This is a genomic window from Tenacibaculum ascidiaceicola (assembly GCF_047470925.1).
Taxonomy (GTDB): domain Bacteria; phylum Bacteroidota; class Bacteroidia; order Flavobacteriales; family Flavobacteriaceae; genus Polaribacter; species Polaribacter discolor.
On sequence record NZ_JAZKJP010000005.1, the window covers coordinates 137,956 to 152,139 of the forward strand.

Sequence of the window (14,184 nt, forward strand, 5' to 3'; positions counted from 1 at the left end):
GGCACTTTTTTATGTTAAAAAATTGTTTATTTAAGATATATTTATGATTTTAGCAGCTAATTAATTCAAATAATTACATAATGAGAACAAAGTTTAATGGAATTTTAACGCTATTCCTAGCGTTAATTGTGCAAATATCCTTTGCACAAGAAAGAACAATTTCAGGTACTGTTTCAGATGAGACAGGTCCTCTACCTGGAGTTACAATTTTAAAAAAGGGTACTACTCAGGGTACTGAAACAGATTTTGATGGAAATTACTCTATTCAAGCAAAAACAGGAGATGTTTTAGTTTTTAGTTTTGTAGGTATGCAAACTATTGAAAAAACTGTTGGTAACTCAAATCAAATAAACGCACTTTTAAAAGGTGATAATTTACTTGAAGAAGTAGTTGTACTAGGGTATGGTAGCAAAAGTAAAAGCGAGTTGACGGGATCTACAGTACAGATCAACTCAGATGAAATATCTCAAGTCCCTGTTGCGTCAGTTGACCAAGTACTTCAAGGAAAAGTAGCTGGTTTAGCTATTTCAGGTACTTCTGGTACCCCTGGTTCTACTCAAGATATCAGAATTAGAGGTATTAGTTCAATTACTGCTGGTAACCAACCTTTATATGTTGTTGATGGAGTACCTTTAACTAACACTGATCTTGCTGCATCAACGGCTACCTCAACTTTCTCTACACTTTCTAGTATAAACAGCAATGATATTCAAAGCATTACTGTTTTGAAAGACGCTTCTGCTACTGCAGCTTATGGTGCAAGAGGTGCTAACGGTGTAATAGTTATTACAACTAAAAAAGGTAAAAGTGGAAAAACCTCTTTTAACTTTAACACTTCTGTTGGTTTTTCAAATGACGCAGTCGAAGGTCCTGTTATGCTTACCGCAGCTGAAAGAGAGATGCTTTACTATGAATCTCTTTACAATACTTATGGTGCAGATTATGGGTTTAGTAAAGATGAGGCTAAGGATTTTTATCAGTCTAACCCTGGTGCTTTTGGTACTGAATATACTGACTGGAACAATGCTGGTAGACAAGTTTATAATTGGGCTGATGTTATTAAAAATAAAGATGCTGTAACAAAAGAATATAACTTATCTGCTACTGGAGGTGATGATGTTTCTAGGTTTTATGCTTCTTTAGGTTTATACCAATCTGAAGCTACGGTAATTGGATCTGATTTTGAGAGATTATCTGCTTCTTTTAAATATGATAGAGATTTAACCAGTAAACTTAAATTAAGTACTAATAATAGTTTTTCTAATACTATTCAAGATGGACTATTAGAACAAAGTGCGTATTTCTCTTCTCCTAGGACCGCTAAATATTTTATGAGTCCTTTAGTTAATCCTTATAACGCTGACGGTTCAATAAATACTCAAGATATTTTAAGCTATACTAATGTTAGAAACCCTTTATGGATTGCTGAAAATGATATTAATGAAACTAAATTAGCAAGGTTTATATCTAACAATTCATTGACATGGGAAACTCCTATTGAAAACTTGTCTTTTACCACAAGAATCAATGTTGATTATCAAGTTTTTGATTATAAAGAATATCAAAACAGAGTTCACGGTGATGGTATGGACGTTAATGGTAGCGGAACTAGAACTAACAGAACTATTACAAATACAGTATATCAAAATTCTTTAGATTATAATTTCATATTAGGAGGATCTCATAAATTTGATGTTAAGTTATTGCAAGAATATCAAGAAAACAAACGTAACTATTTATATGCATATGCAGAAAATTTTGGTGCTGACGGCTTAACTAATATTAATTCTGCTTCAAGTAATAAAGATGCTGATGCTCAATTTACTGATTGGAGTGTTGCTTCTTATCTAGCTATGCTTAATTACTCTTATGATAATAGATATATAACTAACCTTACATTTAGAAGAGAAGGAAATTCTAGATTCCCTAGAAAAGGTAGATGGGGTAACTTTTGGTCTGCTGGTGTAGCTTGGAATATTCATAATGAAGCTTTTGCTGCAGACAGTAATGTTATAAATAATCTTAAAGTCCGTGCATCATACGGGGTTTCTGGTAATGCTAATATTGGATTAAATACATTTCAATCAAAGTTAAGTTTTGATGGAGGTTATGCCGATCAGCCTGCTCCTTATGTAAGCACATTAGGTAACCCTGATTTATCTTGGGAAACAGCAAGTACTTTTGACACAGGTATTGACTTTGGTTTTTTCCAAAACAGATTATCTGGTAGTGTATCATATTACAAACGAAATACTGAAGATTTATTACTAGATGTTCCTCTTTCTATAACTACTGGTATTGTTGATGCTAATGGCGATGTTGTTCAAACTAGAAACATTGGTAAAATGGAAAACTCTGGTTTAGAATTTGAATTAAACTATGAAATCATACGTTCTGATAATTTTAACTTTAGTATCGGTGGTAATTTAGCTACTGTTGATAACGAAGTATTAGAGATGGCTGTAGATGGAAATGGAGAAGAAATTAATATTGTTACAGGTACTAGAAGAGTTCAATCAGGCCATACAGTATACGAGTGGTATATGCGTAAGTTTGCTGGTGTTGACCCTGCTACTGGTGAAGATACATTTTACGTAAATGGAAAGGATGGTGCTACAACTATGAATATTTCTGAAGCAGAAAGAGCTTTTCAGGGTACTTCAGCTTTACCTACATTAACGGCTGGTATGAATATTCATTTAGATTATAAAGGATTCTTCTTAGATGCTAATGCTTATTATGCTGGAGGTCATCAAGTGTTTGAAGATTGGACTAGATATACAAATGGTAATGACAGGTATGGATTAGATTTATTTAATGCAATAAACACTGTTCTTGACAGATGGCAAGAGCCTGGGGATATTACAAGAGTTTCAAAGGTTATTTATGGAACTAAAAGTTGGCCACAACAACAGCACACAAAATATTTGTATGATGGAGATTATATAAGACTTAAAAATGTAACTTTTGGTTATGATTTCGCTCCTCAAATATTAGATAATGTTGGTTTTTTAGATGGTGCTAGAGTATTTTTAAGAGGTACTAATTTATATACATGGGTTAAAGACAAAAACTTAAAGTATGACCCTGAAGTTCAAGCTAATGGTTTTACAAGTTTAACAACTCCTCCAGTTAAAACTATATCTGTTGGATTTAATTTTAAATTTTAATATTATGAAAAATTTGAATAAAATACTATATACATTTTCCTTTGTTTTTTTAGTGTTTCTTTCTTCATGTGGAACTGAAGATTTGGACCCAACACTAGCTCAGGATAAAGATCTTACCGGAAATATAAACACTGTTAATGACCTACAAGGTATTATGTTTGGTGCCTATGATCAAATGACTCAGTCTAATTATTATGGTAGAGATTTTATAATTAATAACGAAGTAAGAACAGATAATACATTTGCAAATGGTAATTCTGGTCGTTTCTTAACTCAAGGAGCTTTTGGTTACCTCCCTTCTACTTCTGATGGTGTATGGACACCAGCTTATGCTGTAATAGCCTCTGCCAACATAGTTATTGGCACAGATATTACTTCTTTATCTGGTGATAAGGACTTTGCTAAACATTTACAAGGAGAAGCTTATGCTATTAGAGCTTTAGCTCATTTTGACTTATTACGTAATTATGGTCAGCAGCATACGGGAGGTACTCTAGGTGTACCTTACATTAAAGAGTTCTCAAGTGAAGCTACTTCCCCTTCTAGAAATACTATTGAAGAGGTTAAATCTTTCATTATTGAAGATTTACAAACTGCTTTTAACATGATGCAAAATAATTATTTTGACTCATCAAAACAAACTGTATCTAAATTTACAGCTAAAGCTTTAGAATCTAAGGTTGCTATATATTTTGGTATGTGGGAAGAAGCTAAAGCTGCAGCTAAAGCGGTTATAGATTCAGGTGTTTACTCTATAATTCCCGCTTCTAATTATGTAGCTTCTTTTGCTTCAGACGGGTCTCAAAACTCTATCTTTGAGCTTGCTTTTAGTAATGTAGATAATCTTGCAGGTAATAGTTTAGGTTTTATGTATAAAGGTGATACTTATGGAGATATACAAGTTTTACCTGAAGTAGAAAATATTTACACAGCAGGTGATGTTAGAGCTGATATTTTAGGTTATGAAGGATCTAAACTAAGAAACCTAGGTAAATATCCTGAATTAAATGGTTATGATAATGTTGCCATAATTCGTTTTGAAGAAGTTATTTTAAATTACGCCGAAGCTTTATTTGAAACAGGTGGTGATGCCTTAACTGAGTTAAATAAAATAACTTCAAATAGAAATGCTGATCCTTATACTACAGTGACTAAGGAAGATATTTTAAATGAAAGAAGGAAAGAGTTAATCTTTGAAGGTTTCAGATATGATGACTTATTAAGAACAGGGAAAGGGATAGAAAAGATTTCTATTTTACAAAATATTGAAGCTACAATACCTTATGGAGATCATAAATTGGCAATGCCAATTCCTATTGATGAAATGGATGCCAATTCTAACATGGTTCAAAATACCGGTTATAATCAATAAGGTTTTCTTATGATTTAAACCACCTCTTTTCGAGGTGGTTTTTTTATACCATAAAATCAACTACATTTGCAGCATGGAACAAAACACAAACATTTTTGGTATTAGAGCCATTATTGAAGCCATAGAAAGTGGAGCTTCTATTAATAAAGTATACCTTCAGAAAGGCTTAAGAGGAGACTTATTTTTTCAATTAGATAAGCTCTTGAAAAAAAATAAGATTTCAACTAGTGTAGTTCCTACAGAGAAGTTAGACCGTTTATCTAAACATAATAACCATCAAGGTGCTGTTGCTAAGATCTCTCCTATTGACTTTTATGATTTAGAAAGCTTAATTGAAGAAACATTAGAATCAGACAATACTCCTTTATTCCTATTACTTGATCAAGTATCAGACGTAAGAAACTTTGGAGCTATTATTAGAACTGCAGAATGTACTGGTGTAAATGGAATTATTATTCAAAAGAGTGGTAGTGCTCCTGTAAATGCTGAAACTATCAAAACTTCAGCTGGGGCTGCTTTTAAAGTACCTATTTGTAAAGTAGATCATATAAAAGACGCTATTTTTCAACTAAAAGCTGCTGATATTAAATTAGCTGCTGCTACTGAAAAAACTGAAGATTCGGTTTTTGATATTGATTTTAATCAACCTATTGCAATTGTTATGGGGTCAGAACACAAAGGAGTAAGTAACTCTGTTTTAAAAATGGCGGACTATAAAGCTAAATTGCCATTACTAGGAGAAATAGAATCTCTTAATGTATCGGTTGCATGTGGCGCATTTTTATACGAAGCCGTAAGACAACGTTTATAAAATTTAAAAATCCTGCTTAATAGCGGGATTTTTTATTCCTCTTCTTTTTTATAAATATAACGGTACTTTATTTCCTTTAACTCAATCTCTTCTTCTTCAACAATTGGTGGAACATAGTTCCCATCTTCATCAAACATATCATCAAATTCTGTTTTGGAAAATTCAAATCTTTCCTTAACTATTCCTTTATTTCTATATAACAAAGCCAATATTATTCCAGTGATTAAACCTGATAAATGACCTTCCCAAGACATACCTTCTTTAATAGGTAATACATACCAAACCATACTTCCATATAAAAAAATAGTAATAAATGAAACAGCTACTAATCTATAATTCTTTTTTATTATCCCACTAAAAAGCACAAAACTAAAAAGTAAATATACAATTCCACTTGCACCAATGTGATATGACTCACGAGCAATTATCCAAGTTAATAATCCAGTTATAACTCCTCCATACAACAAAACTTTTACTGCTACTTCTTTATAAAAATAAAAAATACACGCAGAGAGTACAAATAACGGAACAGAATTATTAAAAAGATGATTAGTATCACTATGAATGAAAGGAGAGCAAAAAACCCCTTTTAAACCACTAAAATTTCTTGGATACACACCTAACTTGTTAAAATTCCATCCAAATTTTATTTCCAACCAGTATACAAACCATATTACAAATACAAATAGAAGTGGAATTGTAAAGACAGTCGGAGAAAATTTTAGTTGTTGTTCAGTTTTCATAATGCTGAAAATAACAAAAATAAATCCAAAGTAGTATTTATGAACTTCTGTCATAAATCTTTGCTATTTTTACATTATGAATCAACCTTTGGCAGAAAGAATTCGTCCACAAAGTTTAGGTGACTATATTAGTCAACAACATTTGGTGGGTGAAAATGGCATTTTAACTAATCATATTAAACAAGGAATTATTCCTTCCTTAATTTTATGGGGTCCTCCAGGAATTGGTAAAACTACTTTAGCAAATATTATTGCTAATGAATCTGGACGTCCTTTCTATACTTTAAGCGCTATTAGCTCAGGAGTAAAAGATGTTCGTGAAGTTATTGAAAAAGCTAAAAAAAGCGGGGGACTATTTACTCAGAAAAATCCAATTTTATTTATTGATGAAATTCACCGATTTAGTAAATCACAACAAGATTCTTTATTAGGTGCTGTTGAAAAAGGTTGGGTAACTTTGGTTGGTGCAACTACTGAGAATCCAAGTTTTGAAGTTATACCTGCCCTACTCTCTCGATGCCAAGTTTATATATTAAATTCTTTTGATAAAAATGACTTGATTGCTCTTTTACATAGAGCTATGGAAAAAGATGAAATCATTTCTCAAAAAAAAATCAATTTAAAGGAAACCGACGCACTTCTTCAGGTTTCTGGTGGTGATGCCAGAAAACTTCTGAATATTTTTGAGTTATTGGTCGCTGCTGATGATGAAATTGAGGTTACTAATGAATTAGTGTTATCTAAAATTCAAAAAAATACTGTTCGTTATGATAAGACTGGCGAACAACATTACGATATTGTTTCTGCCTTTATAAAATCTATAAGAGGTAGTGACCCCAATGCTGCTGTATACTGGTTGGCACGAATGATTGAAGGAGGTGAAGATGTGAAATTTATTGCTAGAAGAATGTTAATTGCAGCTTCTGAAGATATTGGCAATGCAAATCCTACGGCTTTGATTCTAGCTAATAATACGTTTCAAGCTGTTTCAGTTATTGGTTATCCAGAATCTAGGATTATTTTAAGTCAATGTGCTGTTTATTTAGCTAATTCAGCTAAAAGTAATGCTTCTTATATGGCGATTGGCGAAGCTCAAAACTTGGTAAAAACTACAGGAGATTTGTCCGTTCCTCTTCACTTAAGAAATGCTCCTACTAAACTAATGAAAGATTTAGACTACGGAAAAGAGTATCAGTACTCGCACAACTATGCGGGGAATTTTGTGAACCAAGAATTTTTACCTGATGAAATAAAAAACACTAAATTGTACGAACCTGGAAATAACGTTCGTGAAAATCAGTTTAGAGAATTGTTAAAACAACGTTGGAAAGACAAGTATAATTATTAAAAAAGAGAGTTTTACAAACTCTCTTTTAATACTATTTTTAAAACTTTATCTGATATTGTTTTTCAATTTTATCACCTTTATTATAATATTCAGCAAACCAAGAGTTTCTGTTTTTATATAGAATTCCATTTTTATTTTTGATGATAAAAACGCCCTCTACATTGGTTTTTAATACTTGAAAAACAACCTCTGGTTTCATGTTTACTAATTGAAATCCACTAGCTACAGGCTGTGCAAATAATTGTTCTTTAGTATTGGCTGGTTTTTTAATAACCTCAGCTATTTTGCTTTCAACTACAGTTGGCACGACAGTTACCGCTGGTACTTCTTGGGCTTTAGTTACAACACCTTCTTGTAACGGAACATATTTATACTTTAAAGCTTCAATCGATTTAAAAGCATTACGAATGGCTTCATGATACGCTTTTTTATATTCTTTTTCTTTACTTCTTCCTACTTGCGAAGTAAACACCACCTTATTATAACAGTCTCTTAATTCTACAATACTTTTTGTTGTAAACAACCCAGAATCATCTTTAACTACCCCTGTTAAAACCAAACATCTATTGTTTTCAGTCTCTTCTGGTAATTTTTCATCTTCTAAAAAAGCTTTAAAACCGTACTTATTAAATAAGAATTTTGTTAATGAACTTGTTTGATACTTATCTTTTTCTTTTACAAAATCAAACTTAGTTGGAACTATAACGTACTTATAATTATTAATTGCTTTTTGCGCAAAACTTGCTGTTGTTATAAATAACGCTATAAAAAGTGTTTTTTTCATTTCTTGTTGTTTTTTATTAAATGTATCTTTAAAACTATAAATATTTTTTTAACTCTACCAAGGTAGTTACTCGTTGTCCTTCAGCACCTTTATTTTCTTGTGAAAAGTGAATAGCTCTCATACCAGAATTTATCGCCCCCATCACATCTGCCTCATAACTATCTCCAATCATAACCGATTGATGTGCCTTTGCTCCTGCTTTGCCTAATGCGAATTCAAAAACTTTAGGGTTTGGCTTTTTAACTCCGACACATTCAGATGTAATTATTTCTCTAAAAAAAGTATGAATTCCTGATTTTTCTAATTTCAAATTTTGTACTTCTTCAAAACCGTTTGTAATAATATGTAAATGATACTTTTTCTCTAAATACTGTAAAACCTCAATAGCATCATCAAACAGATAGTTGAAATTAGGTAAATAACGAATGTAATCTTCAGATATTAGATTAATTAAATTATCAGAAACTCTATACTCTAAACTATCAAATGTTTCTTTTAACCTATGATATCTTAGTGCTGATTTTTCTACTTTATCTTCCCTATAGAGTTTCCAGTATTTTAAATTCACAGGAATATACGCTTCTAAAAAGTCATGTATTGGTATATTAATTTTTTGTTCTTCGAAAATCTGTTGAAAGGTTAATTTAGAATTTCTATCAAAATCCCATAACGTGTGATCTAAATCAAAAAACAAATGCTTTATTTCCATTTCTTCTCTAAACATTTCCTACTATTTTAAGCATTGAGTTATATAATCTATTCCATCCTCTCCATCTTAAATAATTACTCAAACTTTCATTATGAAACACTGTTATTAAAGTACCATTTACTGCCTTTACTTCATTTTTTAAATCTCTAATTTTCCCTAAAGATTGCTTTGGTGTCAACTTCATATAATCGTTTAACGTTGTATCCATCAAAGCAAATGGAAATATTTTTAAGGGTGTTTGAATTTCAAAATCTAAATCGTAAAAGTAAAAAGGTGTACAAGTACTTGCACGGAAACCCACATGCGTTGCATACCCCATAGAATAATCCTCTTCTATTTCTAAATCTATTAACTGTTGATAGGTTTCCGGTAAAGACACTCTTAAATAATGTTGTCTTGATCGTTTAATAGGCATATTCGTTATCGCCTCCAAACGTTCTTTTTCTTTTTTCAACATTAGGGAATCATTCATCGTGTAATATGACGGATGTAATCCTACACGAGCGTAATCAACCATATCTTTTATTAGTAATTTGAATTTTCTTTTTGAAGCTGACACATTGGTATCAAATGTAGTATAATCACCTATTAAAAAGAAAAATATGGTTCTTACATTATGGGTTTTCTTTAATTCAATAGCTTTTTCAAATGTATCAAAAGGGTCTTTTTTAATATTAAAAAGTACAGCAAACCTATCCCAAATAGTAAAAACCTTGAACTGAGAAGCGTCCTTTAAAAAGCCTCCAATTGTTCTAATAAAACTTTTATGCTTATATGCGTATGCATTGTCAACATCAATTGTAGATATATATTCAAATTTTCTTGTAGTATTTTCAAAATCAGGGAATTTTTGTTTCAAAGTCTCCAAAAATTTATAGGACCAAATATCAACCAAGGGTTTCTCTAAAAAACCATTTTTATAAGCTATACTTTCACTTGCCGTAAAACGTCCATGCTTATCTTTTATATGTGGCAAATATTCTTCATATCTTGAAACTAAGAAGAAGCTTGCAGCAAAAATATCAAACGGAATTTCAGAAGCTTCAACAGTTGGAAAGAAACAAGGAATCTCATCCCATTTTTGAATAACTACCTCTACATCTTTTATTCCTTGCTGAAACAACAACTCATTACTCTGAACAAAGAATTCTTTTCCTAAAGGGACATTTGTATATGAAAACTTAGGCCCATTATAAGCTACAAACTCTTCTACTTTACCTGTAAAATCAATTTGAACTTGTAAAATACGAGTAAAAATGTGTTTGAAAATATAACGTACTCTCGGAGTAACTTTGTGGGTGTAAATAAGTATCATAAACATTAACTAGTAATCGTAAAACGATTATAAAATTCCTTCATCTGCAAAGCTAAAATAAGCTTTTTCAGTAACTATTAAGTGATCTAATAATTTAATATCTAAAGTAACGCCTGCTTGTTTAATCTTCTCAGTTATATCAACATCTGATTTACTTGGTGATAATTTTCCTGAAGGATGATTATGACAAACAATTATTCCTACTGCAGAAAGTTCTAAGGCTCTTTTATATAACAATCTTACATCTACCAATGTAGCTGTAAAGCCACCTTTACTTAACTGATGTTTTGCTAATACTTTATTTGAGTTATTAAGATACAATACCCAAAACTCTTCGTACTGCAAATCACCTATAAGTGGTTGCATAATTTTTGCTACATCTTTAGAACTCTTTATTTTGGGTACACTTGCTCTATCTTCAAATTGTCTTCTTTTTCCAAATTCTAAAGCAGTTACTACCGATATCGCTTTTGCCTCTCCTATTCCTTTAAATTTCATCAACTCCTCTACCGATAATTTTGCCAGTGTATTTAGATCATTATTTACTGATAGTAATATTCTTTTAGCTAAAGCAACTGCACTTTCATCTCTGTTTCCAGAACCTATTAAAATAGCGACTAACTCAGCATCTGATAATACTGTCTTTCCTTTAGACATTAGTTTTTCTCTTGGCCTATCATCTAATGCCCATGATTTAATAGAAATCTTATTCATATTTGTTTTCTTTTTCACAGCCTTACAAAACTCTTCGTGTATAAATTTGGTCGTTTGACTATGAGTTTTTAATTACTTTTTCTTATAGATTTATAAATATAATTCATTTTTTGCACAACCAAAAGAAGCACAGTATCTTTGCCTCCTATCTTTTTTAATTTTTAATATGAAGATTATTATAGCCGGGGCTGGAGACGTTGGTTTTCATTTGGCTAAACTCCTTTCTTACGAAGCACAAGACACATATGTAGTCGATTTTGATGGTGAAAAATTAGAATATCTAAATAATCATTTAGATGTTATCACCAAAAAAGGAGACGCTACCTCTATAAAACTATTGAAAGAAATAGGTGTAAGCTCTGCAGATTTATTATTAGCAGTAACTGAAAGTCCTAATACAAACTTTACTATTTCTGTAATAGGTAAAGCATTGGGTGTAAAGAAAACAATTGCTCGAATTAGTAACCCTGAATTCTTAAACAACCCTTGTATCAACTTTAAAGACTATGGTGTAGACTTTATGATTTCTCCAGAAGAATTAGCTGCTGAAGAAATTAAATCACTACTTAACCAATCTTCTTTTAATGATACAGTTGCCTTTGAAAATGGGGTTTTCAATATCATGGGTACAACTCTTGGGTATAAATCTCCTATTCTTGACCTAACAGTTAAAGAAACTAAAGAAAAGTTTTGTTTAGTAGACTTTATTACCATTGCTATAAAACGCGAAGGAACTTCTCAAACAATTATTCCTCGTGGAGATACTGAGTATAAAATAAACGATCAAGTATATTTCTCTGTTCCTAAATACAGTATTGATAAACTATATCCTATCATCGGGAAAGAATATATCGACATTACAAATGTGATGATTTTAGGAGGAAGCCGTGTTGGAAGAAAAACAGCGAGAAAGCTTTGTAAAGATAATTTTAAAGTAAAACTAATAGAAAAAGATAAAGATAAAGCTTTACAACTTGCTGAAGACCTACGTAATACATTAGTCATTTATGGTGATGGTAGAGATTTAGAATTATTAGAGGAAGAAAGTATTAGAGAAATGGATGCTTTTGTAGCTGTTACGGGAGACTCTGAAACTAATATCATGTCTTGTTTAGTAGCAAAATCTAAAGGTGTAAAAAAAACAGTAGCTTTAGTGGAGAACATGGATTACATCAATATTTCTCAAACTATTGGTATTGATACTTTAATTAATAAAAAGTTAATTGCTGCAAGTAATATTTTCCGTCATATTAGAAAAGGAGAAATTGTAGCCTTAGCCAATCTACATAATGTTGATGCTGAAGTTTTTGAATTTGAAGTACATCCTGGTGCTAAAGTAACTCAAAAAATAATTAGAGAATTACGTTTTCCTAGAGAGGCTATTATTGGTGGTGTAATTAGAAACGGAGAAGCATTAATGTCTTTTGGTGATTTTCAGATGCAAAGCGGCGATAAAGCCATAGTTTTTTGTTTACCTGAAGCCATAAATACTGTAGAAGATTTATTCAAATAATGGAAAATCTCAACCTTAAATTAGTTTATCGATTTTTAGGAGTTACAGCCATCCTTAACGGGTTATTTATGTGGCTTGCTCTACCCCTAAGTTTTTATTATGATGATTCAGCAAAGTTAGGAATATTAAATGCTGGTATTATTACTATTGCAATTGGGTCTTTGTTATTTTTTTTTAACAAACCTGATAATAAAAACATACATAAAAAAGAAGGATACCTTATTGTTACTTTAGGATGGCTTATCTTATCATTTACAGGAATGCTTCCTTATTTACTCACAGAAAGTATTCCAAATGTTACCAATGCCTTTTTTGAAACTATTTCAGGGTACTCAACAACAGGATCATCTATTTTAACGGATATTGAATCAATGCCAAAAGGTATTTTATTTTGGCGTAGCTGTACTCATTGGATTGGTGGTATGGGAATTATTGTACTTACCATAGCTATTTTACCTTTATTAGGTATTGGAGGAATGCAACTTTTTATGGCAGAAGCTCCTGGACCTTCAGCAGATAAATTACACCCAAGAATTACTGATACTGCAAAACGTTTATGGTTAATTTATGTATTATTAACTGCTGTTGAATTTTTACTACTAAAAGTAGCTGGTATGACTTGGTTTGATGCTATTAATCATGCAATGGCAACCGTAAGTACTGGTGGTTTTTCTACCAAAAATGCTAGTGTAGCTCATTGGAATGGGACTCCTTTAATTCAATACATAATCATTTTCTTTATGTTTATTGCAGGAACCAATTTTGTACTTACATACTTTGCTTTAAAAGGAAAAGTTAGAAAGGTTATACAAAGTGAAGAATTCAAATACTATTTCTTCGGAATTATTGGAATATCAACCATAGTAGCTTTAATGATTATCTTCTTTCAGGATCCAAACCTCCAAACCAGTATAGAACACCCTAAAGTATGGGGAGAAATAGAAAGTGCTATAAGACATTCTTTATTCTCTGTTATTTCTGTAGTAACAACCACTGGTTTTGTTACTGCTGATTTTACTATGTGGAGCTTTTTTGTTACTGCTATATTTTTCTCTTTATTTTTCTTAGGAGGGTCAGCGGGGTCTACATCAGGAGGTGTAAAAGTTGTTCGTCATATAATCATGCTAAAAAATAGCTTTTTAGAATTCAAAAAATCACTACATCCAAATGCTATAATACCTGTTCGTTATGATGGCAAAGCAGTAAACCAAACTATTATATTTAATATACTTTCGTTTTTTGTACTGTATATGTTAATTTTTATAATTGGTACTGTTGTACTAGCCCTTTTAGGTTTAGATATAAAGTCTGCTTTAGGTGCATGTGCTTCTTCATTAGGAAACATTGGACCTGCAATAGGTAGTGTTAGTCCTGTTGACAACTTTAACCATTTATCAGCAGGCGCAAAATGGTTTTGTTCTTTTTTAATGTTAATTGGCCGTTTAGAACTATTTACCGTATTAATTTTATTGACTCCTTTCTTCTGGAGAAAAAACTAACTTAGCTAATACACTTACCAATAAATAACATTTCTCCTTAAACGTATATACCTTAAAAATACACGTTCGCATATCAATCAAACACGCTTAAACAATAGAATTAAAGTTTAGCTTAGTTTGTTTTTAAATTTGATTTTAGAAAACAAATATTCAACATTTAGTAATTTCACAAGTTTGCACCAACACTGTAATCAACAAATAATTAA

The 14,184-nt window shown here is 31.4% G+C and carries 11 protein-coding genes; 6 read left to right on the forward strand and 5 right to left on the reverse strand.

Annotation, left to right across the window (positions count from 1 at the left end; translation table 11 throughout):
• Positions 1–80: 80 nt before the first annotated feature.
• The 3 genes from VBY68_RS05115 to rlmB all read left to right on the forward strand — a co-directional run bounded on the left by VBY68_RS05115 (position 81) and on the right by rlmB (position 5,353).
• On the forward strand, positions 81–3,170 hold the full coding sequence (locus tag VBY68_RS05115; protein WP_415269080.1) for a SusC/RagA family TonB-linked outer membrane protein: 3,090 nt from the start codon (positions 81–83) through the stop codon (positions 3,168–3,170).
• Between the two features lie 4 nt (positions 3,171–3,174).
• The gene (locus VBY68_RS05120) at positions 3,175–4,542 is read left to right on the forward strand and encodes a RagB/SusD family nutrient uptake outer membrane protein (protein ID WP_415269081.1); all 1,368 of its coding nucleotides are present in this window, start codon (positions 3,175–3,177) and stop codon (positions 4,540–4,542) included.
• A 73-nt stretch (positions 4,543–4,615) separates the two neighbouring features.
• Positions 4,616–5,353 carry a 23S rRNA (guanosine(2251)-2'-O)-methyltransferase RlmB gene (rlmB, locus tag VBY68_RS05125; protein WP_415269082.1) on the forward strand — a complete coding sequence of 246 codons (738 nt, stop codon included), beginning with the start codon at positions 4,616–4,618 and terminating at the stop codon, positions 5,351–5,353.
• A 32-nt stretch (positions 5,354–5,385) separates the two neighbouring features.
• Here rlmB and VBY68_RS05130 read toward each other — a convergent pair whose 3' ends face one another.
• Entirely contained in the window at positions 5,386–6,150 is a 765-nt protein-coding gene (locus VBY68_RS05130) for a rhomboid family intramembrane serine protease (protein WP_244174699.1), read from the reverse strand.
• 22 nt (positions 6,151–6,172) lie between these two features.
• Here VBY68_RS05130 and VBY68_RS05135 point away from each other — a divergent pair, with 22 nt between their 5' ends.
• Positions 6,173–7,444, forward strand: a complete 1,272-nt coding sequence (locus VBY68_RS05135; protein ID WP_415269083.1) for a replication-associated recombination protein A — start codon at positions 6,173–6,175, stop codon at positions 7,442–7,444.
• Between the two features lie 37 nt (positions 7,445–7,481).
• On the opposite strand, the gene VBY68_RS05140 is transcribed toward VBY68_RS05135, so the two are convergent.
• Genes VBY68_RS05140 through radC form a run of 4 tightly spaced genes read right to left on the reverse strand, consistent with a single transcriptional unit; the run spans position 7,482 to position 10,966 of the window.
• Entirely contained in the window at positions 7,482–8,228 is a 747-nt protein-coding gene (locus tag VBY68_RS05140) for a hypothetical protein (RefSeq protein ID WP_415269084.1), read from the reverse strand.
• Positions 8,229–8,262: 34 nt separating this feature from the next.
• Positions 8,263–8,952 (reverse strand): YjjG family noncanonical pyrimidine nucleotidase, encoded by a 690-nt coding sequence (locus VBY68_RS05145; protein WP_415269085.1) that lies wholly within the window; start codon positions 8,950–8,952, stop codon positions 8,263–8,265.
• Positions 8,945–10,252 (reverse strand): polysaccharide deacetylase family protein, encoded by a 1,308-nt coding sequence (locus VBY68_RS05150; RefSeq protein ID WP_415269086.1) that lies wholly within the window; start codon positions 10,250–10,252, stop codon positions 8,945–8,947. Before VBY68_RS05150 ends, VBY68_RS05145 begins: the two co-directional genes overlap by 8 nt.
• 27 nt (positions 10,253–10,279) lie before the next feature.
• Complete coding sequence (gene radC / locus VBY68_RS05155; RefSeq protein WP_099215289.1) at positions 10,280–10,966, reverse strand: RadC family protein; 687 nt, start codon at positions 10,964–10,966, stop codon at positions 10,280–10,282.
• A 166-nt stretch (positions 10,967–11,132) separates the two neighbouring features.
• Between radC and trkA the strand changes: the two genes are divergently transcribed.
• Complete coding sequence (trkA, locus tag VBY68_RS05160) at positions 11,133–12,479, forward strand: Trk system potassium transporter TrkA (RefSeq protein WP_099215288.1); 1,347 nt, start codon at positions 11,133–11,135, stop codon at positions 12,477–12,479.
• Complete coding sequence (locus tag VBY68_RS05165; protein WP_415269087.1) at positions 12,479–13,978, forward strand: TrkH family potassium uptake protein; 1,500 nt, start codon at positions 12,479–12,481, stop codon at positions 13,976–13,978. Before trkA ends, VBY68_RS05165 begins: the two co-directional genes overlap by 1 nt.
• The last annotated feature ends 206 nt before the right edge of the window (positions 13,979–14,184 follow it).

Coding starts and splice junctions, on each gene's coding strand:
- VBY68_RS05115 (WP_415269080.1), top strand. CDS start 81: ATGAGAACAAAGTTTAATGGAATTTTAACGCTATTCCTAGCGTTAATT.
- VBY68_RS05120 (WP_415269081.1), top strand. CDS start 3,175: ATGAAAAATTTGAATAAAATACTATATACATTTTCCTTTGTTTTTTTA.
- rlmB (WP_415269082.1), top strand. CDS start 4,616: ATGGAACAAAACACAAACATTTTTGGTATTAGAGCCATTATTGAAGCC.
- VBY68_RS05130 (WP_244174699.1), bottom strand. CDS start 6,150: ATGACAGAAGTTCATAAATACTACTTTGGATTTATTTTTGTTATTTTC.
- VBY68_RS05135 (WP_415269083.1), top strand. CDS start 6,173: ATGAATCAACCTTTGGCAGAAAGAATTCGTCCACAAAGTTTAGGTGAC.
- VBY68_RS05140 (WP_415269084.1), bottom strand. CDS start 8,228: ATGAAAAAAACACTTTTTATAGCGTTATTTATAACAACAGCAAGTTTT.
- VBY68_RS05145 (WP_415269085.1), bottom strand. CDS start 8,952: ATGTTTAGAGAAGAAATGGAAATAAAGCATTTGTTTTTTGATTTAGAT.
- VBY68_RS05150 (WP_415269086.1), bottom strand. CDS start 10,252: ATGATACTTATTTACACCCACAAAGTTACTCCGAGAGTACGTTATATT.
- radC (WP_099215289.1), bottom strand. CDS start 10,966: ATGAATAAGATTTCTATTAAATCATGGGCATTAGATGATAGGCCAAGA.
- trkA (WP_099215288.1), top strand. CDS start 11,133: ATGAAGATTATTATAGCCGGGGCTGGAGACGTTGGTTTTCATTTGGCT.
- VBY68_RS05165 (WP_415269087.1), top strand. CDS start 12,479: ATGGAAAATCTCAACCTTAAATTAGTTTATCGATTTTTAGGAGTTACA.